The sequence below is a fragment of the Alteromonas sp. Mac1 genome, assembly GCF_001562125.1.
In the GTDB taxonomy this organism is placed as follows: Bacteria; Pseudomonadota; Gammaproteobacteria; order Enterobacterales; family Alteromonadaceae; genus Alteromonas; species Alteromonas stellipolaris.
The window spans coordinates 2,977,454-3,001,416 of sequence record NZ_CP013932.1; the positions used below are offsets into that span (position 1 = coordinate 2,977,454).

At 43.8% G+C, this 23,963-nt stretch carries 28 protein-coding genes and 1 other annotated feature; of the genes, 17 read left to right on the forward strand and 11 right to left on the reverse strand.

Features of this window, described 5'->3' with window-relative positions; translation table 11 throughout:
- Positions 1–100 precede the first annotated feature (100 nt).
- Positions 101–1,441 (reverse strand): alpha-amylase family glycosyl hydrolase, encoded by a 1,341-nt coding sequence (locus AV939_RS12670; RefSeq protein WP_057790845.1) that lies wholly within the window; start codon positions 1,439–1,441, stop codon positions 101–103.
- A gap of 47 nt (positions 1,442–1,488) precedes the next feature.
- Positions 1,489–2,397: a sulfite exporter TauE/SafE family protein gene (locus tag AV939_RS12675; RefSeq protein ID WP_057790843.1), complete on the reverse strand. Its 909-nt coding sequence runs from the start codon at positions 2,395–2,397 to the stop codon at positions 1,489–1,491.
- A gap of 135 nt (positions 2,398–2,532) precedes the next feature.
- On the opposite strand from AV939_RS12675, the gene AV939_RS12680 reads away from it, so the two are divergent.
- The 9 genes from AV939_RS12680 (at position 2,533) to AV939_RS20440 (ending at position 7,790) form a co-directional block, all read left to right on the forward strand.
- Positions 2,533–3,018 (forward strand): DUF2244 domain-containing protein, encoded by a 486-nt coding sequence (locus AV939_RS12680; RefSeq protein ID WP_057790841.1) that lies wholly within the window; start codon positions 2,533–2,535, stop codon positions 3,016–3,018.
- Between the two features lie 160 nt (positions 3,019–3,178).
- Complete coding sequence (locus AV939_RS12685; protein WP_057790839.1) at positions 3,179–3,430, forward strand: DUF6482 family protein; 252 nt, start codon at positions 3,179–3,181, stop codon at positions 3,428–3,430.
- A 178-nt stretch (positions 3,431–3,608) separates the two neighbouring features.
- Positions 3,609–4,493, forward strand: coding sequence for a TraB/GumN family protein (locus tag AV939_RS12690; protein WP_063456898.1), 885 nt, complete (start codon positions 3,609–3,611; stop codon positions 4,491–4,493).
- 160 nt (positions 4,494–4,653) lie between these two features.
- Positions 4,654–5,226: a YSC84-related protein gene (locus tag AV939_RS12695; RefSeq protein ID WP_057790835.1), complete on the forward strand. Its 573-nt coding sequence runs from the start codon at positions 4,654–4,656 to the stop codon at positions 5,224–5,226.
- A 308-nt stretch (positions 5,227–5,534) separates the two neighbouring features.
- The gene (locus AV939_RS12700; protein ID WP_061997788.1) at positions 5,535–6,134 is read left to right on the forward strand and encodes a hypothetical protein; all 600 of its coding nucleotides are present in this window, start codon (positions 5,535–5,537) and stop codon (positions 6,132–6,134) included.
- A 154-nt stretch (positions 6,135–6,288) separates the two neighbouring features.
- Positions 6,289–6,561, forward strand: a complete 273-nt coding sequence (locus AV939_RS12705; protein ID WP_061997789.1) for a putative quinol monooxygenase — start codon at positions 6,289–6,291, stop codon at positions 6,559–6,561.
- Between the two features lie 82 nt (positions 6,562–6,643).
- The gene (locus AV939_RS12710; RefSeq protein WP_335339291.1) at positions 6,644–7,138 is read left to right on the forward strand and encodes an arsinothricin resistance N-acetyltransferase ArsN1 family B; all 495 of its coding nucleotides are present in this window, start codon (positions 6,644–6,646) and stop codon (positions 7,136–7,138) included.
- A gap of 99 nt (positions 7,139–7,237) precedes the next feature.
- Positions 7,238–7,531, forward strand: coding sequence for a hypothetical protein (locus AV939_RS12715; protein ID WP_057790830.1), 294 nt, complete (start codon positions 7,238–7,240; stop codon positions 7,529–7,531).
- A 127-nt stretch (positions 7,532–7,658) separates the two neighbouring features.
- Complete coding sequence (locus tag AV939_RS20440; protein WP_257721359.1) at positions 7,659–7,790, forward strand: hypothetical protein; 132 nt, start codon at positions 7,659–7,661, stop codon at positions 7,788–7,790.
- Between the two features lie 93 nt (positions 7,791–7,883).
- On the opposite strand, the gene AV939_RS20190 is transcribed toward AV939_RS20440, so the two are convergent.
- Positions 7,884–8,291, reverse strand: coding sequence for a hypothetical protein (locus AV939_RS20190; protein ID WP_063456897.1), 408 nt, complete (start codon positions 8,289–8,291; stop codon positions 7,884–7,886).
- Positions 8,292–8,522: 231 nt separating this feature from the next.
- Positions 8,523–8,641: a sequence feature (His leader region), on the forward strand.
- 59 nt (positions 8,642–8,700) lie between these two features.
- Between AV939_RS20190 and hisG the strand changes: the two genes are divergently transcribed.
- From hisG to hisIE, 8 genes are read left to right on the forward strand one after another with little or no spacing between them, the layout of a single operon-like run.
- The gene (gene hisG / locus AV939_RS12725) at positions 8,701–9,603 is read left to right on the forward strand and encodes an ATP phosphoribosyltransferase (RefSeq protein WP_061997790.1); all 903 of its coding nucleotides are present in this window, start codon (positions 8,701–8,703) and stop codon (positions 9,601–9,603) included.
- 13 nt (positions 9,604–9,616) lie between these two features.
- Positions 9,617–10,933 carry a histidinol dehydrogenase gene (hisD, locus tag AV939_RS12730; RefSeq protein ID WP_061997791.1) on the forward strand — a complete coding sequence of 439 codons (1,317 nt, stop codon included), beginning with the start codon at positions 9,617–9,619 and terminating at the stop codon, positions 10,931–10,933.
- Positions 10,933–12,021 carry a histidinol-phosphate transaminase gene (gene hisC / locus AV939_RS12735; protein ID WP_061997792.1) on the forward strand — a complete coding sequence of 363 codons (1,089 nt, stop codon included), beginning with the start codon at positions 10,933–10,935 and terminating at the stop codon, positions 12,019–12,021. Before hisD ends, hisC begins: the two co-directional genes overlap by 1 nt.
- The gene (hisB, locus tag AV939_RS12740) at positions 12,018–13,088 is read left to right on the forward strand and encodes a bifunctional histidinol-phosphatase/imidazoleglycerol-phosphate dehydratase HisB (RefSeq protein WP_057790822.1); all 1,071 of its coding nucleotides are present in this window, start codon (positions 12,018–12,020) and stop codon (positions 13,086–13,088) included. The genes hisC and hisB overlap by 4 nt, the downstream gene beginning before the upstream one ends.
- On the forward strand, positions 13,088–13,732 hold the full coding sequence (gene hisH, locus AV939_RS12745) for an imidazole glycerol phosphate synthase subunit HisH (RefSeq protein ID WP_057790820.1): 645 nt from the start codon (positions 13,088–13,090) through the stop codon (positions 13,730–13,732). Before hisB ends, hisH begins: the two co-directional genes overlap by 1 nt.
- Positions 13,732–14,469: a 1-(5-phosphoribosyl)-5-[(5-phosphoribosylamino)methylideneamino]imidazole-4-carboxamide isomerase gene (gene hisA / locus AV939_RS12750; RefSeq protein WP_057790818.1), complete on the forward strand. Its 738-nt coding sequence runs from the start codon at positions 13,732–13,734 to the stop codon at positions 14,467–14,469. The genes hisH and hisA overlap by 1 nt, the downstream gene beginning before the upstream one ends.
- Positions 14,451–15,260 (forward strand): imidazole glycerol phosphate synthase subunit HisF, encoded by an 810-nt coding sequence (gene hisF, locus AV939_RS12755; protein WP_057790816.1) that lies wholly within the window; start codon positions 14,451–14,453, stop codon positions 15,258–15,260. Before hisA ends, hisF begins: the two co-directional genes overlap by 19 nt.
- A complete protein-coding gene (gene hisIE, locus AV939_RS12760) occupies positions 15,257–15,874 on the forward strand; it encodes a bifunctional phosphoribosyl-AMP cyclohydrolase/phosphoribosyl-ATP diphosphatase HisIE (protein WP_057790814.1) in 618 nt (205 codons plus the stop codon). The genes hisF and hisIE overlap by 4 nt, the downstream gene beginning before the upstream one ends.
- 174 nt (positions 15,875–16,048) lie before the next feature.
- Here the strand turns inward: hisIE and AV939_RS12765 are convergent, their stop codons facing one another.
- The 8 genes from AV939_RS12765 to AV939_RS12800 form a co-directional block, all read right to left on the reverse strand.
- Positions 16,049–16,756, reverse strand: coding sequence for a tetratricopeptide repeat protein (locus AV939_RS12765; protein ID WP_231751121.1), 708 nt, complete (start codon positions 16,754–16,756; stop codon positions 16,049–16,051).
- Between the two features lie 13 nt (positions 16,757–16,769).
- Positions 16,770–17,615 carry an SDR family oxidoreductase gene (locus AV939_RS12770; protein ID WP_061997793.1) on the reverse strand — a complete coding sequence of 282 codons (846 nt, stop codon included), beginning with the start codon at positions 17,613–17,615 and terminating at the stop codon, positions 16,770–16,772.
- 46 nt (positions 17,616–17,661) lie between these two features.
- A complete protein-coding gene (locus AV939_RS12775) occupies positions 17,662–18,342 on the reverse strand; it encodes a TenA family transcriptional regulator (protein ID WP_057790810.1) in 681 nt (226 codons plus the stop codon).
- A gap of 3 nt (positions 18,343–18,345) precedes the next feature.
- Entirely contained in the window at positions 18,346–19,851 is a 1,506-nt protein-coding gene (locus tag AV939_RS12780) for an AMP-binding protein (RefSeq protein ID WP_061997794.1), read from the reverse strand.
- Positions 19,841–20,593, reverse strand: a complete 753-nt coding sequence (locus AV939_RS12785; protein WP_061997795.1) for a thermostable hemolysin — start codon at positions 20,591–20,593, stop codon at positions 19,841–19,843. The genes AV939_RS12780 and AV939_RS12785 overlap by 11 nt, the downstream gene beginning before the upstream one ends.
- Positions 20,594–20,790: 197 nt before the next feature.
- Positions 20,791–22,482, reverse strand: coding sequence for an ArnT family glycosyltransferase (locus tag AV939_RS12790; RefSeq protein WP_061997796.1), 1,692 nt, complete (start codon positions 22,480–22,482; stop codon positions 20,791–20,793).
- Positions 22,482–23,171 carry a TVP38/TMEM64 family protein gene (locus AV939_RS12795; RefSeq protein ID WP_057790802.1) on the reverse strand — a complete coding sequence of 230 codons (690 nt, stop codon included), beginning with the start codon at positions 23,169–23,171 and terminating at the stop codon, positions 22,482–22,484. Before AV939_RS12795 ends, AV939_RS12790 begins: the two co-directional genes overlap by 1 nt.
- Positions 23,161–23,898, reverse strand: a complete 738-nt coding sequence (locus AV939_RS12800) for a glycosyltransferase family 2 protein (RefSeq protein WP_061997797.1) — start codon at positions 23,896–23,898, stop codon at positions 23,161–23,163. The genes AV939_RS12795 and AV939_RS12800 overlap by 11 nt, the downstream gene beginning before the upstream one ends.
- Positions 23,899–23,963: the final 65 nt, after the last annotated feature.

A 23,963-nucleotide genomic window follows, 5' to 3' on the forward strand; every position in this document is an offset into this window, starting at 1 on the left:
ATAAAGCGGTGCATTATGCCAAAGTTTTTCGAAAAATGGTTGGTATTCGCGAAAATTCCATACCGAATGACAGATTTCATGCCCTTCTGAAGCCGACTGTTCACACATTAGCAATCCATACCTGATAGCCCCAAGGGTCAATTTGAACAGGCTTCTCGATATGTAAGTGTTCGGTTTGGCTTGATAGCTCGTGATGGGAGGTATTTGAATCGAGCGTGCACTTAGAATAAGTGCCATTAAGTATAGGGTCGTTAAATGTAACCTTGCACAAAGCGTCTGAAAAATTGATGATAATTAATACCTTATTGTGTTCATCCATTCTTACAAAGCTAAATACCTGTGACATACAATCACTTGGTACCTGAATCATACGGGCACCAAATTCGCCATTACCCAAGGCAGGAATAGATTTTTTTATCTTAATTAAGGCGTTGTACAAATCACCGATACGGTGAGGCTGCCATTCAATAGGGTCACGTTCAAAAAACGCTAAACGCTTTGTTTCACCTGCTTCTTGGCCATTATGAATTAGCGGCATACCTTCACCCAATACCGATAATACAATTGCAGCCTCTAACGCATCGCCAAACTGCTCTCGCTGGGTGCCATCCCACGCATTTTTGTCGTGGTTGCTCACAAAAGTCATTCGATAAGCACTGTGCGGCCACGCCCGTTCATTCCATGAATAGTATTTTCTTAGTCTGTCGAGAGAACATCGACCATGGGCGAGCTCGTGCATGGTTTCATTCCAGCTCCATGCATAAGTCATGTTAAAGGCAGTTTCGTGTAAATCGCGATTTTCCCACTCGGCTAACATAAATACCGGCTTTATTGCATCTAAGGCAACCCGCGCTTGATGCCAAAAGTCGTTTGGAACATAACCGGCTACATCACATCGAAAACCATCAATATCAAAGCATTCTACCCAATAGCCCATGGCGTTAATCATATACTCACGTAGCGCAGGTTGGTCGTAATCAAACTCGATAATATCTGACCAGTCCCACCACGGAGATGGGCGAAATGCACCGTGATGATCTCTGGCATACCAGTGCGGATGCGTGTCGACCAAGGGGTTGTCCCAGGCACTATGATTAGGCACCCAGTCTAAAATAACTTTCAAATTCCGTTTGTGCGCTTCTTGTACTAACTCTTTAAAGTCGTCTGCATTGCCAAATTCGGGGTTAATGCCCAAGTAGTCTTTAACCGCATACGGGCTGCCAAGCTTACCTTTGCGATTTTTTTCACCAATAGGATGAACAGGCATAAGCCAAAGGATATCGACACCTAAATCACATATATGACTTAAGCTACTTGTCACTTCTTTGAATGTACCAGATGCTGAAAACTGGCGAGTATTCACCTGATATATAACGGCATTTTTCGACCATTCGGGCTGCGTTACACGATAAATTTTCTTGGGTGCTGTCTGATATGTCATCTATACATCCTTTTTCTGACAAACGATTCCTGTTTAAAACTGAGCTCTTAGAAAATAGGCAAACCAGATACGCCAAGCAATAGCACCCAAGTGCCAAAGAAAAGCTTAAGTTTTTGGGGTGAAAAAGCCAACACAACAAACTTGGCTAGCATGCCACCAATAATAGCGCCCGCGCCTGCAAATATCACTACGTCCCAAACTACGGCATGGGTTACTAACACGTGATAAATCACAGCGCCCCATACGGTAAAGGCTGACAAGATAACAGCTGCTGCGATGGCCATAGTGACATTGAACCCTCTGATGATGAGATAGACAGCCACCAACTCGCCTACCCCCACTGAAAGCCAAGCAGTAACAATTCCACCGAAAAAAGATACAAATGGCAGCGCCACAATATCAAGTTGCTCAGCATCTTGTTTTAAGGCAACCCGCTTTAAGAAAGGAATAGAGGCAAAAATAGCCACGGCAAGCAATATAGAAAATGCGCCAAACCCCAAGTGAATTTGTTCTATTCCGCCTTTAAAAGGTGAAAGAGCAGTAAACGTTTCTGGCCCAAACTGCGCAAGCCAGACGCCGCACAGTGAAGCGGGTACGCTTAGCATTAAACTTGTAGGCAACGCACGCCACTGACTATCGGTTTGATGATGACAGCGTTTATATCGCCACCACGTTATAGCGCCAGCTGTCATACCGCAGCATTGAATAGCGAAACTGGTGGCCACCACACTCTGAGGTGAAAATTGTAAGTGGTTAAAGAAAGGAACAAACACCACGCCCCCACCAGCACCGGTAGCGTTTGCGAAAATAGCGCCAATGATGCCAAGCAAACTAAAAAGGCTATTCTCAGCGATGAGAATAAGCGGCGTGGATTGAGAAAAAATCACCGCTACCCACAGCACAAGCAAAAGAATTTTAAATGGGCTTTGTATTACCCATTGAGATAAACGATTCAACACATTCCCCTAAACGACGCATGGAGATGAAACTCTCGTGTACAGCCAATGCTTTTATTTAAACAAATCACGACGGCAAAATGCCCAATGCCTACTAATATTACTAGGTAGTCACCGTTTTATCCTTTGAACTTTATGTTAGAAACCATTTCACTCCATGGTAAGAGGAGGTTACGGCTTACGCCTAACCGTTCAGCCAGCTGGCAAGATACTAAGTGGCTGATGTTGATATTTGCCGTTGTAGTCTTCACTATCGCTATTGGCTGGGCGGTGGTAGGAGTTTGGGTGATTTTACCCTTTGCTGGTATAGAAGTCGTATTGCTTATTTTTATCATGTACCAAGGTTCCCGCAGTACGTACCGGTGGGAAACCCTTGATATTGAGCCCCACACGATTCACTTTTGTACCCGCCACCGCACTCTCTCTTTCACTCGTCCGTCAGCGCATATTATATTTACCGAATCTGAAAACGATTGGCACCTACCCATCGTCACCTTAGTGGATGGTGAACAACGTATTGTCTTGGGGGAGTTTCTTAATCTTGAAGATCGCGCATTACTCAAAGAAACACTAGATAACGAAGGCATTATGGTATGCCGGAATCATTGGTGGAAAACCTAGCCTTGGTTCTTACTTCTTGTAGTTTAGCTTGCGCGTACTGCTTTCATTTTAGCGCTAGTTTTGGTGAGGTGAAGCGAAGTTTAAATTAAATTTAATATCCGCTTTTCCGCCCGTGAACTACAACTAGTAATGTCTACTCGTGTTATATCGGAGAACAATCATGAATCTGTACATAGAGTCAATTGAAGGCGGTAGCTATTTAGCGGCGACAGGATTAGGTGCATCCCGCACTTTAGTAAGAGACAAAACGTCTCGGCCAAAAACTTTTCATTGTCTAAATGAGATTAAAGACCACTTTAATTCTGAAGAGTTTGAACATGTCTGGCTCCGTCAAACCACCCCTTACGAGGAAATGGTAGGTCAATCACAGATTCCAGATGCGCTGGAACTCGAAATTGATTGGCACCGATAGCAGCTCTCTAGTAGCTCTTTTTTAACTGTCCTTCTTTTAACTGCTCTGTTGTGAGCTGAACTGGTTTTAGCCAGACATGGCTCACACGACAGAAAACATTCAATACTGGTTAAATAGACCCAGTTGAATAGATGTTACTTACTCGGTAAAGTGGCTGATTATCATCTAACAGGACAATATGATGAAGTTCAGCCCACGTGCTTTTAGCTTAGCGCTTTTACTTACAAGTTGTGTAGTAGGGCTAACCACGCCAGCCTTTTCCGCCTCGGTTTTCAAAGTGAGTAACGGCGAAAACACCCTCTATATTGGCGGCACGCTTCACCTACTTAGCGAAAGTGATTACCCTCTTCCAGATGCCTACAACACCGCTTACCAACAGTCAGAAACGTTAGTGTTTGAAACAGACTTAGACGCCTTAGAAACACAAGAGTTTGGGCAGTCTATGATGAAACAGCTAACTTACACCCAAGGTAACAGCCTAGCTAATGATCTTTCGGTAGAAACCATAGCCAATTTATCAGCACACATGCAAGCACGTGGTTTATCACTTTCTAACTTTATGATGTATAAGCCTGCATTTTTAAGTATTACCTTAAGCATGATTGAACTTCAAATAATGGGGCTAACCAGTGAAGGCGTAGATAAACATTTCTTTAATCGTGGCAAAAATGACAATAAAACCATTCTTTGGTTAGAAAGCCCCGAACAGCAACTTTCGTTTATTCAGAAAATGGGTAACGGCGATGAAGATGCGTTTATTCAATACACCCTTGAAGACGTTGAAACACTCCCACAGGTTTTACCAAAAATGAAATCGAGTTGGAAAGCAGGCGACATCGATAAAATGTACGAAGAAAGCATGGCCGATTTCAAGTCCGAATACCCTGATATATTCGATACACTTTTATCATCTAGAAACAAAGCTTGGATGCAATTTTTAGTAGAAGCATTGGCAACTAAACCCACTGAATTTGTGCTAGTAGGTGCATTGCATTTGCCCGGTGAGTTGGGTGTATTGAATATGCTAGAACAGCAAGGTTTCGATGTTGAAAAGGTGCAATAGCAATAACATTTACATTCAAAACTAACCTTTGAGCACATTTTTTGCGTACTAGGATTGTAGTGACATGCAATAAACGATTAAACCGATCTGTTTAGGTTTTTTTAATACCTAAACCCAAAGTTTAGATAGTACGTTTTAAAATTGAATCAAAGGAAAAAATATGAATTTCAAAAGCTTAACTTCACTTTCATTGGTAGGTTTAGTTTTACTTGCTGTAACTGGCTGCGCCTCTATGGGTGACGGTAGTGTTGCTGAAAAGCGACAAGCTATTTTAGATATGCAGCAAAATGCATTGGCTAGGTTATACACTGAAAAGCCTGATACCCGTTCTCAAGTTCGAGATGCGGCAGGCTACGCGGTATTCACGAATGCAAATATTAACGTCATTTTCTTTGCGGCCGGCACGGGTTACGGCGTTGTGAACAACCAAGTCACTGGCACGAAAACTTACATGAATATGGCCGAAGGCGGTGTTGGTCTTGGACTCGGAGCGAAAGACTACCGTGTAGTAATGGTTTTCCACACGCAAAAAGCCATGAACTACTTTATCGAAAATGGTTGGACAGTAGGTGGCAACGCTGATGCTGCGGCTAAAGCGGGTAACAAAGGCATGTCAGCAGAAGGCGAAGGGTATTTGGGCAATGTAACCGTGTACACCATGACTGAAAGTGGTTTAGCCTTACAAGCTACCGTGAAAGGTACCAAGTTTTGGGTAGATAAAGAACTTAACTAGTAGAAACGGTGTTAACAGTAATAATCGGGTGCTGTCCCTTTTAATTTTTTAAGGAATTCAGCGCCTGTCTTCTATTTCAAATCACAATGATACTTCCACGCTCTGCTACCAATCTCGAACGTTGATTTCATTACCAAAATACAACATATTAGTACTGAGAAAATTCAGGCTTTGCCTTCGCAGGGTCACTCAACGATTATAGCCCAGTGCATACGCTACACCTTTGTTGTTGCGTTGACTTGAGGTAAACACCTTTAATTTCACAACTATTGATTTTGAGCGGTGTTAAACGAATTCAAAGGAAAACCATGGACTTTACTAATAAACACACGGTTAGAGTTACATCGTATTTACTCTTCTTGTTGGCCGCTACCCAGGCGCTTTACACCCTACTTCGCATGGCCGACATCGATTTTCCACGCCAGCTATTCTGGGGAACAGAAAGTATTCTTTTTACCTTCCTTATGGCATTTGCCGGCGCCGCGATGGTGCGCGCAAAGCATTACCACGTAGGATGGTCTGCCATTGCATTTAGTGCAGCGCTTAATTTAGTACAAGTGAGTGTTGGCCTTACTATGTTTACACCATTTCGCGAAGCTACAACGCAAAACGAGAGCCTAGGACCTTTAGCGGGTGCAGTAGTGGCCTTGTCTTTCATGATTTATTACGCAGCAAAGCTCTTGCTAGGTTTTGCGGCACTTATTTTCGGCATCGCAAAAATGCAAGATGGTGCTAAGCCCTTAGGTGGAGTGACTGCGGTAGTGGGTGTTGTTGCCATGCTTGCCAATGGAATTTTGATTGTATTGGGCCGTAACGCCTTCTTACCTTCGGCGGTTGCTGGTGGGTTTGGTGTCCTCGCAACCTTGCTTCTAGCTTTCTGTCTGATGAATGCTGCCCGCGAAGATTAAAAAGCTATCAAGTTGAATATGCAACTTCCATATATATGCGCCTATATATGCGCCTATATATGTGCTTGTATGAATACGAAGTTGCGTATAAAACGGCAGCGAAAAAACATGCACCGAATAGTCTCTTATTGTTAGAAAGGAAATTATTTCAAATATGGTCATCCTGTCTGGGTTTATAAGCGTTGCTTCAGAGCAAATAGATTCAATCAAATCCGCTCTGCCAATACATATCAGCCAAACTCAGCAAGAGCCTGGATGTATCACTTTTAGAGTTACTCAAAGAAAGATCGAACCACATATCTTTGACGTGTATGAAGAATTTTCAGATATGCATGCTTTTGAAGCTCACCAACAGCGAGTAAAAAACGCTGATTGGGGCATTGTTTCTAAAGATGTGCAGCGACACTATGCTGTGGAAGAAATATAAATACGTTTTTGAAGCGTAAATAAACAATTAGAATTAAGTGATATACGCCCTATTGTTGTTCTTTTAAATACCTGGAGACATCATGATTATTAGAGATGCAGTTTTAGAAGATTCGCCCAAAATAGCTGAAATCTATAATTTCTATGTTGCTAATTCCTGTATCACTTTTGAAGAAACTGAAGTTTCTAGCGAAGAGATGTCTAATAGATTAAGGAAAGTGTCAGAATCTACCTTACCATGGATAGTTGCCGTTGAAGACGAAGCAGTTATAGGGTATGCATATGCCACTAAATGGAAAGAAAGAACCGCCTATCGATTTTCTGTAGAGTCGACGATTTACCTTTCTAACGAAGCCCAAGGAAAAGGGTTAGGCACTGAACTCTATGAAGCACTTTTAGATAAACTTAAACGTCTGGGTATCAACAGTGTAATCGGTGGCATCACTCTACCTAACCCCGCCAGTATTGGTTTGCACGAAAAATTAGGTATGGAAAAAGTAGCTCATTTCCCTAAGGTTGGGTTTAAATTTGGTGAATGGTTAGATGTGGGGTATTGGCAGCTGGGCCTTCACACTTAGGGCTTTTAGAAGCATTCTTTATGTTCAAGTTGGCTATTAAGTAAATTGTGTACAAATTTAGAAGTTAAAGGTTACATAAAATCAGGGAATAGTATTTTTATGGAAAAGCGTTCAAAAAGCTCTCATTTTTGTTTGGTTACTGGGTTTATCCTGCTATCTAGTGGCTGTCATTCAATTAAAGACATGCATGATTGTTCAGCGCGAGTCTTTGAAATGCGTCAACAGGTAGTTGATGAGCAAGTATATGAGAACGACTTATTTTTAGAGACCGACGATCCAGATCGATATAAGGGTTCTAATGGGAAAGTTAACCTTGCTCTAGACTTACTGCTTAGTGACGAATTTGAATTACCGCCTCAACCACCTCGCTTACCGCCAATAACCTGCGATTAATCAATTAGTCTAAAACACTTGATTTTTAAACTAAAGTTGAGTGCCCAGCCCCTATTCTGTAGCCACCGAAGTGATAATATTTGGTTGTGATTTGTTACTTTCCTTCTAAACGCTTACGGGTATTAATATGACAACGCTACTTTCTTTAAATGCAGATGATTTACTTATTGTTACTGGTATTGCGCTTATGTTTATCAGTTATGCGTTTTTACTGCCTACTGAACTAAAGCGTGCAATTAAAAGCAGCGGCAACAAATAATATAAGCTTACTGAATGTAATTTTGTTCTGCAGAGTTACTTAAAGGCGGCATAAGAGAGATGACAGGAATGAACCCGAAAGCCGCCTGCACAGTTAAATAGTAATATCCACATGCTTAATGCCCCGCGGTATTTTAGTGCCCGTTGCATCTGAGGTATTTAACTCACGGCTTTCACGTTCGTCCAATTGCTGCCCTATTGATTTGTCGTCTTGCTTGTCTTTTTGCTTGAGTTCTTTTGTATTAGCTTGGTTGTCTTCTTGTTGAAGACTCCCTTGTTGGCGATTTTCTTGGTTGCTTGGGTGCTCATTCTTTTCGTTTTGCTCGTGCCGTTCACGCTGTTCCATTTCATCAACGATATGTACTTCATCATGCTGCTCTTTTTCGTCTTGATTGAGCGCCTCCGACTTTTCGCTGCGCGCCACTTTTTTTACCCGGTTATCTGTTTCTATGGGCACTTTGGTATTGCGCGGTAAAATGGAAAAAATTAGGTCATTACTCATGGCGACTCCAACCCGTAAAGGTCAATTCTGTGATATTTCATCCTGAACACTACCTAATAGGGAAAACGATCACATTGGCTCAGATCAAAAAGTTTTACTATATACATATTAAATTAGACTGAAACTGTAAAAAGAGTTCACTTTCGCCTTGCAAAATCGGGGGCAAACCGCTAATGTTTCAGCCGTTCGGAAATAGGTATTAAGAAATCAAATGAATAACTGCGCTGTAAAACATCACCACCATCATAAAGCATAGCCTTTCAGGTTCGTGCTGGAAGGTCTATTATTCCTTCCAGTGGCGCAGATAGAAAAAATTCTCGACCCCCGGAAGGAAACTTCCGGGGGTTTTTCGTTTTAGGCGTAATCGTTAAGACAGTAAAAAGTAGTACAACGTGTAAGGAACGTTTCAATGAGTAACAGCAAAAGACTTCGAATTGCCATACAGAAATCAGGCCGTTTAAGCGATGACAGCATCGCTCTACTTAAGGCTATTGGCATAAAATTGAACATTCGTGATCGCCTGCTGATTGCGCATTCTACCAACGAGCCTATCGATTTGTTACGTGTTCGCGATGACGACATTCCGGGATTAGTTATGGATGGCGTAGCCGACCTTGGCTTCATTGGCGAAAACGAGCTAGAAGAAAAGATGTTAGAACGCAAAGCGGCTAACAAGCCTTCTGACTATGAAGTATTGCGTCGTTTAGACTACGGTGGTTGTCGCTTGTCTATCGCCGTTCCTACTGAAATGGACTACACCAACATCCAGTCTTTAGAAGGCAAGAAAGTCGCTACCACTTACCCATTCCTACTAGAGCGTTATTTTGCAGAGCAAAAAATTAACGCCAAAGCAGTCATGCTTACCGGTTCGGTTGAAGTTGCACCTCGCGCAGGCGTTGCCGATGCAATTTGTGATTTGGTATCCACAGGCGCAACCCTTGAAGCGAACGGACTTGTTGAAGAAGATGTAATCTTCCGCTCAAAAGCAGTGTTAATTCAACGTGCCGACGGCAACATGAGCGATGAAAAGCAAGCCCTTATTAATCGCCTTATGCCTCGTGTCGACGGTGTATTGCTAGCGAAAGAAAGCAAGTACATCATGCTTCACGCACCAAAAGCTTACCTAGAACAAGTGAAAAGCTTGTTACCGGGCGCTGAAAACCCAACCGTATTGCCTTTGTCTGGCAATGAAGAGCATGTAGCTATTCATGTTGTTTCTACTGAAACCCTATTTTGGGAAACCATGGAAAAACTAAAAGCATTAGGCTGCTCTTCAATATTAGTAATGCCTATCGAAAAAATGATGGGCTAAAAGGCAAAAGATTATGATTATCTGGTCATCTCTATCAAAGCTTGAGAAAAAAACAGCGCTTTCGCGCCCGGCTATGGCCAATAGCCAACAGTTAAAACAAACCGTGGGCGAGATTATCGCTAGCGTAGAAAATGAAGGCGATGCAGCCGTTATCAACTTCACTCGTAAGTTCGATTGCCCTGATTTGCAATCGTTGGTGTTATCGCAAGAAAACATCGACACGTTAGCAAGCTCGGTTACCGCAGAAGTAGCTGGCGCTATTGACATTGCATTTAACAATATTAAAGCGTTTCACGATGCGCAGTTGCCAAGTGATATTGCCCTAACCACTACACCTGGTGTGAACTGCGAATTACGCTTCACACCTCTTGATGCGGTAGGTTTGTATATTCCAGGTGGTAGCGCTCCTTTGCCCTCTACGGTATTGATGTTGGGTGTGCCTGCACTGGTAGCCGGTTGTGAAAACAAACTGCTTTGTACGCCACCCAACAAGCAAGGCTTAATTGCCCCTGAAATTGCGTATGCCGCAAGAAAATGTGGCATTGAAGCCATATATCTTTGTGGCGGTGCACAGGCCATTGCAGCCATGGCATTAGGTACAGACTCTATACCGCAAGTTGATAAAATATTCGGCCCGGGTAATAGCTTTGTGACTGAAGCCAAACAGCAGGTAAGCTTACGTGCTGATGGTGCAGCAATCGATATGCCAGCAGGCCCGTCTGAAGTATTGGTATTAGCAGATGAATTTGCCGATGCTGAATTTGTTGCTTCAGACTTACTTTCTCAAGCAGAGCATGGCCCAGATTCTCAAGCCATTTTAGTGTCTAACAGCGAAACCTTAATTGAGGCAGCAAAAGCAGCGGTTGAACGCCAATTGTCTACGCTTTCACGTGCCGATATTGCTCGCCCTGCGATGGAGAATGCCCGCTATATTTTGGCAGATTCAGTAGATGACGCCATTTTAGTAAGCAATGCTTATGCGCCTGAACACTTAATTGTGCAAATAGAAGATGCTCGCAGCCTACTGCCGAAAATCAAATATGCAGGTTCGATATTCCTAGGCCCTTGGTCGCCAGAATCTGCCGGTGATTATGCCTCGGGTACAAACCACGTGTTACCTACCTACGGTTATGCGAAGAACTACTCTAGCTTGGGTTTGCTCGACTTTATGCGTCGCTACACTATTCAAGAGTTATCAGCAGACGGCATGCGTAACTTAGGCCCCGCTATTATGGCCTTAGCCAGCGCTGAAGGCCTTGATGCTCACGAACAAGCGGTAGCGCTGCGTATGCAAAAGCTAGCAAACGTTACCAATAAGGGAGATGCTTAATGCCTGCTCTTGTTGATACGCTTATTGATAACCTGATTAATGCTAATTTGGTGCCGCTTAAGCCTTATGAGTCGGCAAGGCGTTTATATTCAGGCGGCCAAGATTGGCTAAATGCTAACGAGTCGCCCTATGCGAATGAGTATGACATAGATGCGAGTAACTTTAATCGTTACCCGTCGTGCCAGCCATCATCAGTAGTTGAAAGCTATGCGGCTTATGCAGGCATTGATACTTCACAATTGATTGTTACCCGTGGTGCAGACGAAGGCATTGAATTACTGATTCGTACCTTTTGCACCCCAGGCAAAGATAATATTGTTATTTGCCCGCCTACTTACGGCATGTACGCGATTAGCGCAGAAACCTGTGATGTGGGTATTACGACAGTGCCACTAAAAGGCGATTTCAGCTTAGACGTTGAAGGCGTGTGTGCAATCGATAACGCTAATGTTATTTTTATTTGTGCACCAAACAACCCAACAGGTACACAGGTTGCCAGGGAAGATATTCGGGCAGTACTCAACCACTTTTCTGATAGTGCACTAGTGGTGGTTGATGAAGCTTATATCGAGTTTGATGCCGAAAATACCTGGGCAAATGAAATAGCGAATTTCCCTAACCTAGTAGTATTACGCACGCTGTCAAAAGCCTTTGCGTTAGCAGGGCTACGCTGCGGGTTCACGTTAGCCCAAGCGCCCGTTATTCAAGCACTACTCAAAGTGATTGCACCTTATCCTATTGCAGAGCCTGTGGCACAAATTGCTGCACAGGCGTTATCTACTGATTCACTGACATTAATTCAGTTGCAAGTAGATACTATCAATAGAGAAAAAGACTTATTGGCAGCGGCCCTTGCTGATATCGACGGCTTTGAATTGGTAGGCGATAGAAAAGCCAATTTTGTGCTATTTCGTTACGCACGTGCCAGCGAGCTAATGCCATATTTAGTGAGCAAAGGGTTATTGATACGCGACCAATCTAAACAGCTTAATCTTACAAATTGCTTGCGTGTAAGCATTGGTACTGAAGAACAAAACCAGCGTTTACTGCAACTGATCAACGAATTCATAGAGGAGCTAGCGGCATGAGTCAGCAAGCCATTTTATTTATCGACCGCGACGGCACGTTAGTAGAAGAGCCGCCAGTAGATAAGCAGCTAGACAGTTTGGAAAAGCTGGTTTTCGAACCTAATGTTATCCCTGTGCTGTTAAAACTAAAAGCAGCAGGCTTTAAGTTTGTGATGGTAACCAACCAAGACGGCTTAGGCACAGACAGCTTTCCTCAAGCTGATTTCGACGCGCCGCATAATGCCATGATGGCCATTTTCAAAAGCCAAGGCATTACGTTTGACGATGTGCTTATTTGCCCGCACTTTGAAGAAGACAACTGTACCTGCCGTAAGCCAAAATTAGGGCTAGTAAAAGACTACCTTCAACAAGGTAAAGTGGATTTTACCCGTTCATACGTGATTGGCGATCGCATGACCGACATGCAACTTGCCGAGAACATGGGTATTAAAGGGTTGCAATATAACCCTGAAACCTTGAACTGGGACCACATTCAAAAAACCTTGTTGTCGTCTTCACGTATTGCCGAAGTTATCCGCACCACCTCTGAAACCGACATTAAAGTACGCGTAGATTTAGATTCTACCGAAAAATCGCACATTCACACTGGCTTAGGTTTCTTCGACCACATGTTAGATCAAATTGCGACCCACGGTGGTTTTGAGTTAAACGTAACCGTAGATGGCGATTTGCATATTGATGATCACCACAGTGTGGAAGATACCGCATTAGCCTTAGGTGAAGCACTTAAGAAAGCCTTGGGTGATAAACGTGGTATTGGCCGTTTTGGTTTTGCCTTGCCTATGGATGAGTGCCGCGCTGAGTGCATCATGGATATTTCAAACCGCCCTCACCTTAAGTTCGATGCTGACTTTAGCCGCGACCAAGTGGGTGAAATGGCCACTGAAATGGTGCCACACTTTTTCTATTCATTGGCGCAAAGCATGGGGCTGTCGCTCCACCTTTCCACCAGCGAAGGCAATGCTCACCACCAGGTAGAAAGCTTGTTCAAAGTATTTGGTCGTGCGTTGCGCCAAGCCATTACGCGTCAAGGCGATGCATTGCCTAGCAGTAAAGGAGCGCTTTAATGCCTGAAGTACAAAAATCGCAAAGACAGAAAATTGTCATTGTGAACACAGGTTGCGCGAATATTTCATCGGTTCGCTTTGCGTTAGAACGTTTAGGCGTAACAGTTGAAGTGTCTGATAACAAAGATGTGATCACTCGCGCTGATAAAGTCTTTTTACCTGGTGTTGGAACTGCCGCTGCGGCCATGGCAAGTATTACCCAAAAAGACCTATCAAGCACATTGCAAAGCCTAACCCAGCCTGTATTAGGCGTGTGTTTAGGTATGCAATTGATGGTAGAAAGCAGTGCTGAAGGTAGCTTAGAGAACCGCTTAGGAGACTCGCAGGATGATATTCCTTGTTTGTCGCTAATGCCTGGTCATGTTGCGCGTATGGAAGCGAATGGCTTACGTTTACCGCACATGGGTTGGAACACGGTTTCTCATAACGACGACACCTTGTTTAAAGGCATTCCACAAGATACCTATTTCTATTTTGTGCACAGCTTTGCCGTACCAGAGTACGCCCATACTTTAGCTAGCTGTAACTATGGTAACCCGTTTTCAGCGGCCATTAACAAAGACAATTTCTTTGGCGTACAATTTCACCCTGAACGTTCCAGCGATGCTGGTGCGCAACTACTGACTAACTTTGTGAACCTATAATGATTATTCCAGCAATTGATCTTATCGATGGCAGCGTAGTGCGTTTGTATCAGGGCGACTACGAGCAAAAAACAAAATACGAATTCGATCCAGTAGACGTGGTAAACGACTATGCCGACCAAGGTGCTACTTGGTTACACATTGTTGATTTAACTGGCGCGAAAGATACCAGTAAACGCCAACTTACTTTGATTAAATCAATGGTAGATACCAAGCGCATGCAGTTTCAAGCGGGCGGCGGTATTCGAAGTGAAGAAGAGGTGGCACAGTTACTCGACATTGGCGTAAGCCGCGTGGTAATTGGATCACTCGCGGTTAAACAGCCTGAACTAGTAAAATCGTGGGTAACCAAATACGGTGCCGAACATATCGTGTTGGCCCTAGATATTAATATTAGTGAAAACGGCGAGAAGTTAATTGCCACTCACGGTTGGCAGGAAAACTCTGGGGTAGCCCTAGAAGACTTGCTAAACGACTTTGCATCGGTAGGCGCTACACATGTGCTGTGCACCGACATTAGCCGTGACGGCACCCTACAAGGCGCTAACGTTGAACTTTACGAAGAAATGAGTGCTCGCTTTCCTAACGTTAGCTGGCAAGCGTCTGGCGGAATAGGCAGCTTAAACGACATTTCAGCGTTGAAGCCCACTAACGTTGGCGGAGTTATTTTAGGTCGTGCCTTGCTTGAAGGTAAATTCACCGTGAAGGAGGCTATCGCATGTTGGCAAAACGCATAATTCCTTGTTTGGATGTTCGCGACGGTAAAGTTGTTAAAGGCGTTCAATTCAGAAACCACGAAATTATTGGCGACATTGTCCCTTTAGCAGAACAATACGCCAAAGCAGGCGCTGACGAACTGGTGTTTTACGATATTACTGCAAGCTCAGATGAGCGAGTGGTAGATAAAAGCTGGGTAAGCCGCATAGCACAGGTTATCGACATCCCCTTTTGTGTAGCGGGCGGCATTAAAAGCATTGAAGATGCTGGGCGCATTTTAGAAATGGGCGCAGATAAAATTTCAATTAACTCCCCAGCCCTAAACAACCCTGCATTAATTAATGCCATGCATGACGTGTACGGCCAGCAATGTGTGGTTATTGGGGTAGACAGCTTTTACAACGAGGCCACTGGTCAATACGAAGTGTATAAGTTTACTGGCGATGAGAACCGCACTCAAAAAAGCCAATGGCAAACCTTAGACTGGATTAAAGAAGTGCAGTCACGTGGTGCCGGTGAAATTGTGCTTAACTGCATGAACCAAGACGGTGTACGAAAAGGCTACGATATTGCACAGCTAAGTGCTGTGCGTGAAGTGTGCGAAGTGCCCCTTATTGCCTCTGGCGGTGCCGGTGAAATTTCACATTTTAACGACGTATTTCAACAGGCCGATGTTGATGGCGCCCTCGCCGCCTCAGTATTCCATAAAGGCATTATTAACATTGATGACCTAAAAGCCGATTTAACCGCTAATGGCGTACCTATGCGTAAGCGTCATGCCCTACCAAACGCACAAGGAATTAAGCCGTGATTGTAACTTCCGAAAACAGTAATACCCTAGCGTGGGAAAAAATGGATAACTTGCTCCCCGCTATTGTACAAGATGCCCTTTCAGGCAAAGTACTCATGCAGGGTTACATGAACCAAGATGCCCTAACTACCACCTTAGAAAGCGGTAAAGTAACCTTTTTCAGTCGTTCTAAGCAGCGTTTATGGCAAAAAGGAGAGACATCTGGCAATACGTTAGATTTGGTGAGCGTGGCCGCCGATTGCGATTTCGATTCGTTATTAGTGTTAGCCAACCCTAACGGCCCAACATGCCACACAGGCGTTGAAAGCTGCTGGTTTGAGGGGAATACCCCTAGCTTTACTTTTCTTGCTGATTTAGAGCGCTTATTGGCTGCCCGTAAAGGCGCAGATCCGAAAAGCAGCTACACCGCCAGCTTGTACAATAAAGGTATTAAACGTATTGCACAGAAGGTGGGTGAAGAAGGTGTTGAAACGGCACTTGCTGCGACGGTACATGACAAAGAAGAGCTTAAAAACGAAGCCGCTGATTTGTTGTATCACCTAACCGTATTGCTACAAGCGAGTGATATGTCCCTTGATGATGCCTTATCGGTATTACGTGAACGTCAAAAATAAGTGTTAAGGCTATTCGCCTGCATTTAGTTCGATATACTGTAATATAACGAGCTTAAGAAAAGAGCAAATTACTCTCGTAATTTGCTCTTTTTTATTTTAATCACCCGCTCTTTCTACTCAAGCACTGTCCCAATATTTATCTCCCCTCGCCGTGTTGTTTGGGCCATGGAAACGTTAACTCTTTTGTAGCAACTTATCTTCAAGTCGAGAAATTTCTTGTCTTCTACCTAAATCGGCAAGTGGGCGATCTCTTCTAGCAGGGGCTTGACTAGCTTTTTTAACATACGCTCGAGCTTGATCGTACTCTCCATTGTCATACAAAAATTCGGCGTAGAAATAGTTTGGATCAATACCATCAGGGTTTATTTCCAGAGCGTGCTCTAACAGCTTTTTCGCTTTTTTGTCACTGCCAAAGCTAATCGGCCAACTCGGTAGCTTATGATAAAGCACCCCTAAGCTCGTTATGGCTGATCCTGCTAAGGCTTTTTCGTCCAGCCGCATTGCATGCTCAAAACACTTGCGCGCGGCTTTAGCGTATTCAAGTGCACCTAAACCGCCTTTAACCCCTGCCGCGCTCGATTGAATGATACCCAGCCAAATGATAAATTCAGGGTTGTTAGGGTCTTGCTCAACAAAAAGCTTCGCTTTTTCAATAAGCGGAGAAAAAGCGCTTTCTTTTTGCTTGTCCGCCAATACATAGTTGATATGTGCCCACTCATGTTGAAGCACGGAAAGAGGAGATTGAGCCTCTTGCTGCAATAACGGCGTCAATACATCGCTTGACGATTGATTTACATCATCTTGTGCAAATGCGTAATTCACATCGCTTAAAGTTATTATAAGTAGGGCGACTTGGGTTACGAGGGCTATATTTTTCATCATGATCACTCCGGTATTAAACCAACTTGCTTGATAAGTCATTGTTGTTTTGCACACTGTTTAGATGCTGGTTCGGTTCACTCTTGCTGAAAGTATGCCGTTTAATAATGGACAGCTGCTTTGCTAACGCGTTATCTACTACGTTTGGAAGGATGGCATTTAATTTGGCAAAGCACCGCTCAGCAAAGCCAATGCTAAGCCGCGCTTTATCTTGCTCTAGCAATTTTATGAGTGCTTGAGCAACAACGTCAGGTGTATCAACTTGATTACCAAGCGCTTGATTAAGTGCCACTACTCTTTCATCATTAATAGCCGTAGATGTTGCTCGGGGGGCTAAATAGTGAAACTGAATATTACTGCCGTGATATTCACGATGCAGCGATTCAGTCCAGCCTTTAAGCGCAAACTTAGTCGCGCAATAGGTGCTGTGAGCGGCAAAACCAATACTGCCAAATGCAGAACCTACATTGACCACATGTGCGTTGGGTCGCAACGCTAAACATGGAATTAACCCTTGGGTGAGCAACATCGGAGACAATAGATTCGTTGTTACCACTGACTCCACTGGCGCACTTGTAAATTCACCAACATGAGTCGTGCCGGCATTGTTTACCAAAATACTTACCGGTAGTCGCTCGCATGCGTGAATGAGTTTCTCCCGCCCTTCGTGAAGTGAAATATCCGCTGTTAAAAAAGTATGATGATGCTTGAGGGACTGTTTTAGCTGTTTCAACTTTACTTCATTTCTGCCAGTCAAAATAAGGTGTGCGCCTTTTTCATCAAGCGCTTTGGCAAAGGCTTGCCCGATGCCACCACTTGCACCGGTGATCAGTATCACTTGGTTTTGCCATTCAATATTCATAATGCTTTACCTTGAATTAAACTTACCTGAAACCGAGGTGAACGAATCATGCAATTTGTGCAATGGGACGCAAGCCATGCTGAGGGGTAAGTTCCCGAAAAATATCACCATATAAGCGATAAAACATATTGGCGCTACGTATGATCATGGCCTGCTCTTGGGGATCTGATATTTTATTCATCAAACTCTCAAAGAAAACGATATGTTCTTGGTCAAGGGTGCCGTGTGAGGTTAAATATCTGAAAGCAGATTTTGGTAGCGATAGCTTATCTTTAATTTGTTGGGCAGCGGCATCAGCCAACGCAATGCTTGTGCCTTCAAGTACGAATACCATTCCAAAGAAGTAAAGTGGGCTTTTACGTGCAATTGCGTCAAACGCATAGGCAACCATAAGCTCGGTAGCCGGAGCCGGATGGCCATGGCGTGCTTGCTCTTTGTCTACTCCACATGCGGCTAAATCGTTTAGGATCCACTCTTGATGTCCCATTTCCTCTTCAATGTACTCACCAATAGCTTCACGAAGCCACTCTTTGTCTTCAGCCAATTTTGCGCCGGTTGCCATAAGTAGTGGCACCGTAAATTTAACGTGGTGATAGGCCTGCTGAAGGAAAGCGATATAATCATCAACCGAGAAGTTGCCACTAAAACAGCGCTGTATTATTGGCGCTTGGAGAAAGGTGCTTCTAGCTTGCTCGGTACTATCTTGCAGTTGTTGATAAAAAGACATTATTTACTCTCCAAGGGTAATGTGTTGAGTCGCACTCTTTTGAGCGTGCGAGAAAAAACTAGATGTCGCATACAGTGCCGCTATATTGTTACTGTAATAAGCGATCACGCTGTCTCGTTTGATCTTACCCGTTTGGGTAAGTAATCCATTTTCTAATGTGAAGGGTGCAACGACATCAAAGTCTTCTACTTGTGCATAATCTGGTAGATGCTGATTAATTAATGCTGTGGCTTTGCGTAATTCATCAATCGAAATATGCGGGGACGTTGGTACTAGCAGGGCAACACAATAAGGGCGAGCCTCACAGAATATAAGTACCTGTCGCAATACCCCACTCCCCATCAGTAAGGACTCAATCCATTCAGGCGATACGTTTCTACCTGAGCTGTTAACCATAATATTTTTCTTACGTCCGCTTAGAGTCAGTACCCCATCGGTAATTGTGCCAAGGTCTCCGGTTCTCACCTGTGTAGGATAAAAACTTTCTGGTTGATTCAAATATCCTAAAAAGTGGTTGCCGGTCACGACAATTTCGCCGTTGTCGATACTAAGTGTATTGTGGCCTAGCGCTTTACCTGCAGAACCCGGCACATTGCACTGTGTAGTATTCAACGTAGAGACAGAAACAGCCTCAGACAGGCCGTATCCTTCATAGACAGGTAGACCTTTCGCTCTTGCTTGAGCCAGTACAATAGGTGAAACATGCGCGCCGCCCACAGCGATAAAAGTTAACGACACCGGCGGCAGCCAGCCTTTTAAGCAGGCTTGTAGAAGCATCATGAGTAATTCTGGCACTAAGATAATTGAGGTTGGCTGGAGACTGTCTATGAGGTCTAGTAATGCGTGTGGATTCACAAGACGACTACCCTCAAACCCTCTGGCACTCGCTGACGCAAGCTCCACAGTACCGCCATGAAATAATGGCGCGTAAATACCCGCTATGTTTTCGAGCAATGTAGATAAAGGCAGTAAGCACAAATGGTGGACATCATCTTGTTCAAAAGCGCCATCAATAGACTTAGCAACCCGCCACTGGGATTCGCTAGAAAGGCATACACCTTTTGGCGTGCCTGTTGACCCAGACGTGAAGGTAATTTTATTGGTACCCGTAGGCATAAAAACTGCCGTAGAGTCTGAAACAAGGGCATAGCCAATAATGTTTAAGCTATCACTTAAAATCTCCTTCTTCGAAGAAGGAAATAACGTTAATGCCTCGCTTGTGAGTAGGTATTCACACTGACTTTCTTCGATAACATGTCGCTGCTGCGTTTCGCTGAAAAAAAGTGGAATAGGTACACAGCAAACTTGTGCTTGCTGGCACGCGAGATCACTTACCACCCAAGCAAAACTATTGTCAAAAGCGATGCCTATACGACTAACATTGTTGTTTATAATCCAATTGGCAAGTTGCGCGACTGCTTCTTTAAGTGCCAAGTACGTCAACGATTTACCTTTATGCTTCAGCGCAATATCGGTGTCGTCACCGTTTAAATAGTGTTTAAGCAACATGGGATGCTCCTTTGTGCTCGCAAACTAAGGTATCGCTTAACTGCTGTTCGCTATCAGAAGCAGCGACGAGCCCAATCGCTTGTAGATAATATTTACGAAGCGGTGCGCTGCGCATCACATGATGGGTAACATTTCTAAGAGATAGGGCCATTACTTGCGGTGCTGTGTCGTAGTACGCCCCCCAGTCGTCATGATTGGAAACCAGCTTTTTAGCATCCGCGTCAGCCAAGGCAGTAAGCGAAATACCGGCGCCTTGTAGAAGTTGTTTTAGCTGCTTGGTCGCGCTAAACACGAGATGCTTTTTACCGAGTTGAGAGAATAAAAAGCACAGTGAAAGTAAAAGAGGTAGCGTATATCGAGATGAACTACTAAATAAGTTACCCACCTCCACTATTTCGTGTCTTTTCGCACTAATTCCATGGTGCTGCAGTGCGCTTTCAATGGTCATAACTAGGTATTGCTCAATGAAAAGTACGTGGTTCATACTTCCAGTAGCACCGCATCTCGCACCGACGGCAGCCTTAATTCCATTAACTTCAAGCGCAAACAGCATAGGCATGAATGAAGTGATGCGCGCGTTATAGCGCGTAGCGAAGCCATTAGAAATAAAGGTTTCAATTTGCTGCCTTGCTAAGTGAGTAACATTTGCAGCAACGAAAGTAAGCGATGTGCGCAATTTTATATGCTGAGAAGTATCCACATCATCGCTTAGATTAGGTGCTACCGAAAAAGTAAGGCTCATACATACACTCTTGTGTTCTTTGTTAGTATGAGTATTGACGTACTAGCTTAAGAGAACCTTAAGTTAGTCATTGTTTTTAGTAAGGCTAGATAAAAAGTTATCACGCTGAAATACAGTGGCGGTGTAACGCAGCGCGCTGCACTAGCGTTTACGGCCATCATATCGAACAATAATGGTCTAATATCGCCCCCAATTTGTCATGAACGGTAAATAGGGCCATCTGAAAGCAGTTTACATTCCACATCAGCGGCTGTTGAAGGGATAAGTAGCCACTCGTCTCGATGTGCAAAGCCCAACGATACCGCCCTGTCTAAATCGACACACTGAAATAAGTAGTCTTTAGGCGCCAACAAAAAACGTGTGGGCTGGGCTTTGAGCCATGTCCATGCAGTGCCATTCTCTCTATCTTTTTCAGTATGGTAACCAAAGTGAGTGACGGGAAACGGAGCAAAAAGTAGGTATTGTTCTTTAAAACTGACAATACCCACATCCAAAATATTGATGTCGGGTGAAATAATATTACTTTGCGTTTGAACACGCATTAGTAACTGCGTTGGCGTGCGCAAATCATTGAGCACCCATACGCCTATTGTGGATGGAACAACAGTTGTTACCACTAACCACAAAATAAGATGTTTAGAGAAATTTAAAAACTGCGTGCTCAACCCCATTATTCCGACTAAGAAGCAAATAGCACCTAGTGTGGTTATCATGCTTAATGTACTGTGAAAGCGTAACATTAATGCGCTTACTGTTTGCTCGTTAAACATAAGCACAGCGGCAGCTGCGATTGCCCCTAGCGAAATCAGGAGCGTCACTGAACGCGCAAAAACACTAATTGTTTTTGAAACGCCACCACGAGACAGCAGAAGCCCTGCAATCATAGCGACAGCAGGAAGTGATGGAAGTATGTAAACACCCCGTTTCCCTGGGCTGAAACTGAAAAACACTACAACTAATACCACCCATATCGCTAGCGCAAAGTAGGCTGGATTCTTCATCAAAACCCGTTTAATTTGCTTTCTCTTAACTGCTAACACCATAAGAGAGGGAAACCAAAACAGTGGAATAACCTCGATGATATAGTAATACCACGGCTCAATATGATGCCAAGCATTTGCGTATCGCTGAGCTGTTTGCTTCAACAAAATATTTGATAAGTATTGCTGAATTATTGGATCTTGCTTATATGCACCTAGATAAAGTACAGGTCCTAACCAAGCCAAGACTATACTCAGCATTATCAACGGCCCTAGTAATGCGCGCTTTTTCCATCTTGTTGTGGGGAGTTGTTTTTTAATGGCTAAAAAAGATAGAGGAACTAGGATAAAAAGAGGCAAGAAACCCACGCCTTTAGTAATAATTCCCAGACCCATTGCGCCCCAAGCGATAAAATAGCAACGCCAGCTTTCAGCTATACAAAAATGGCGAACAAAGCCATAAACGCCAATCCAAACACAACAAGCAACCAACGCATCTATTTGAGCAAACTTAGCTTGAATTAGAAACTGTGGGCTTAACAATAGTAGTAACATGCTCATTATCGCTGCTCTCTCATCAGCGAGAGCTCGTGATAACCGATAAGTTACTGTCAGTGTTATAAGACTTGCGATGGCATTTGGTAAAAGCATGGCAACGCTTAAACTGCCAGTCAAGAGGTAGAAAACTGCGATACTCCACATAAAAACAGGAGGCTTATCAGGATAAAGTTCTCCCCCACGCATTGGAATAAGCCATTGACCACTTGTGACCATCTCCTTGGCAACTAGAGCAAAACGTGGTTCGTCGGGCGGCCAAGCATCGCGAAGGCCTATACCACTGAAAATAATGATGGTTGCAACAACGAAAAGTACGAAAGCCGTACGCTCGTGACGAAATATATTTGTCACTACGCATTATCCTTGCGAGTAAAGCGCATCATAGAAAGTATTAGCATAACGCTAACCACTAGACCTGCTATATGGACAGGTTGCTCGAAGGCATTAATATAACGTGAGCCACTTCCTAGCATTGAAAAAAGTAAGGTTTGCGGAATAAAACCTAATGCGCTTGCCGTAATGAAAGGAATAAAAGGCACTCTAAACGCGCCAGCAATAGCATTGGTTGCAACATTGGAACCTATTGGAAACAATCGAACCATGAGTACTGTTCGAAAGCTGTTTCGAACGAGTTTCTCACGCAGTTGCGAAAAACGGCTCTCGTAAGCACCTAATTTAATGAGTTTGGCTATGCGCTTTCTCAGAAAACCGCGTACTAATAGATAGGCTGTACTTGCGGACACGCAGGTAAGGAGCAGCGCTATTAAGCCCCCCTCAAAAGCGCCAAAGCCAACACCACAAAAAAAGCTAACTGCTTGCCGGGGGACACCTAATGTCATCAATACAACAAAGGCAGCCAATACCAAGAGTACTTCTTCTGTACCACGCCCCGTTATGTATGATGTTAACCAGTTTGGATCGGCGCTGTGTATGAAAACTTCACTGGTCACTTGAAGTGATAAATAGCAAGCAGCCCCCATCATTAAAGTACCCACCAAGAAGCTGAGAGTACTTCTAAAAGGAAAGCCATCACTTTTCATACGTAATTGCCTTGTTAATGGTATCGAGTTTATTGCGATACATCAGCCATCTCACACCGAGCATATCTATAACACCGGCCCCCCCCCTGTTCCATGCATTGTAGTTTGACTGCCCTTCAAGCCGCGCTCGGTGATTCACTGGCACACAAACTATATTGCCACCAAGTCGCTTAGTAAGAGCGGGTATATACCGATGCATATGATCAAAATAAGGGAGCTGTAAAAATGTGCTTCGCGGAAGCAGCTTTAATCCACACCCCGAATCAGATGTACCATCGTTTAAAATCCACTGTCGTATGCAATTCGCCACTTTAGATTGCATACGTTTCCATTGCGTATCTTTCCTTTGTTGACGATGGCCAATGATGCAGAAATGAACGCCACTTTCTTGTTTAGCTGTTGCTATTAATTTGGGGATATCCGCAGGATCGTTTTGACCATCAGCATCTAATGTAACCACCCACTTTCCCCGAGCCGAGAGTACACCATGATAAACAGATGTACTTTGTCCACAGCTATTAGGGTGCGTGATTATCTTGCAAGCAAGGGGAAGTGAGTCCGTCAAAGAAACAAGCAATGCTGACGTGTCATCATCACTGCCGTCATCGACTATGATGATTTCGGTTGCTTCAGGCGTTAATGAATTTGCAATTTCTATTAATAAGGAAGGAAGGTTTTTTGCTTCATTTTTTGCGGGTATTACTACACTAATTTCAATCTGGTGCATAGGGTTGATGTCTAAAAATAACTATGCACAATACTGTAAAAAAGAAACCTTAAGAAAATCTTAAG